This is a genomic window from Streptomyces hygroscopicus subsp. hygroscopicus, from assembly GCF_001553455.1.
GTDB classification, from domain to species: Bacteria; Actinomycetota; Actinomycetes; order Streptomycetales; family Streptomycetaceae; genus Streptomyces; species Streptomyces hygroscopicus.
Genome location: NZ_BBOX01000132.1, coordinates 1 through 1337, shown reverse-complemented (window position 1 = coordinate 1337; position 1337 = coordinate 1). Strand labels below are relative to the sequence as shown.

Genomic DNA, 1337 nt, shown 5'->3' with positions numbered 1-1337 from the left:
CCGCTACCCGCCGCGACCGGGCATCGCACACCCGCCGCGATGAGGCACCGCGCCCGCGCCGACCGGCCGCCGCGCCCCATCGCGACCGGCCGCCGAGCACCCGCCGCGCCGGACGCCGTACATCCGCCGCGCCCGGACGTGGCCGCGGCCGCCGTCCGTGCGGCGACATCCCAGCTCCGTCCGGCCGGTCCGCCGCGCCGGGCGGCGATCCCACGCAACCGCTACCGATGACCGGAGGTGAAGGGCGATGAGCACACCCGCCCGACGACAGCAGCAGCGAGGCCAGGGAGCCATGGAGCGACCCCGGGTCTGGGCGCGCAATCCGCTGGCGGAGTTCGACGATCTGCTCAACCAGATGGGCGGCTTGCTCGAATCCACGGTCGGCGGAGCGCCGATACCCGGTCTCGCGACGTGGACGCCCGCCGCGGACGTGAGCGAGGGCGACGAGGCGTACCACGTCGAACTCGAACTCGCCGGCGTCAAGCGCCAGGACATCGACATCGAGGTCAATGGCCAGGAGCTGACCGTCACCGGAGAGATCAAGGAACGGGAGCACAAGGGCGTCCTGCGCCGCAGTGGCCGCCGCACCGGTCGTTTCGAGTACCGGCTGCTGCTGCCGAGCGAGGTCAACACCGAGGGCGTCACGGCGAGCATGTCCGAGGGCATCCTCACGATCACCGTTCCCAAGGCGGAGACCGCCAAGCCCCGCCACATAGAGATCACCGAGAGCATCCGGGGCGAAAGCCAGCGGCAGCAGGAACCGCAACAGCAGCAACAACAGCCACAGCAGCAGCCGCAGCAGCCACGGGGCGGCTTCTGAGGCGCATGCCCCGGCCGGCCGCGAACCGGCTCTCTCATCCCCGCGGCGGCCCCCGCTCCGCCGGGCGGCCGCCGCGGGCACCGGAAGGACGAACACGATGGTTGCGACAGGCTTTTCCTCCTTCGACACGACGGTCGACAAGACCAATCGGCTGCTGAGGGAGATCGAGGAGGCGTACGGCTGGCCCAAGGAGCGCCGCAAACAGTCCTACGCCGCCCTGCGCGCGGTCCTGCACCAGCTGCGGGACCGGCTGACGGTGGACGAGGCCGTTCAGTTCGGCGCGCAGCTCCCGATGCTGGTGCGCGGCATCTACTACGACGGGTGGAAGCCCGCGGAGACGCCCGTGAAGATGCACAGCGAGGAGTTCTTCCAGCGGGTCCGGCACGACTTCCCGTACTCGATCCACGGCGACACCGAGCAGCTGGTCCACACCGTCCTGGGGGCCTTGCAGCGCCATGTCAGCGAGGGCGAATGGCGTGATCTGAGGGCCCGTATGCCCGCCGACCTGGTCCAGGTC

At 70.9% G+C, this 1337-nt stretch carries 2 protein-coding genes; both read left to right on the top strand.

Annotation, left to right across the window (positions count from 1 at the left end; translation table 11 throughout):
- Positions 1-247 precede the first annotated feature (247 nt).
- A complete protein-coding gene (locus AXW62_RS15555; protein ID WP_060945075.1) occupies positions 248-820 on the top strand; it encodes an Hsp20/alpha crystallin family protein in 573 nt (190 codons plus the stop codon).
- Between the two features lie 97 nt (positions 821-917).
- Positions 918-1337, top strand: a 420-nt coding sequence (locus AXW62_RS15550) for a DUF2267 domain-containing protein (RefSeq protein WP_060945074.1), incomplete at its 3' end; no start/stop codon positions are given.

Excerpts from the sequence above, each read along its gene's own strand:
- AXW62_RS15555 (WP_060945075.1), top strand. The coding sequence starts at position 248 with ATGAGCACACCCGCCCGACGACAGCAGCAGCGAGGCCAGGGAGCCATG.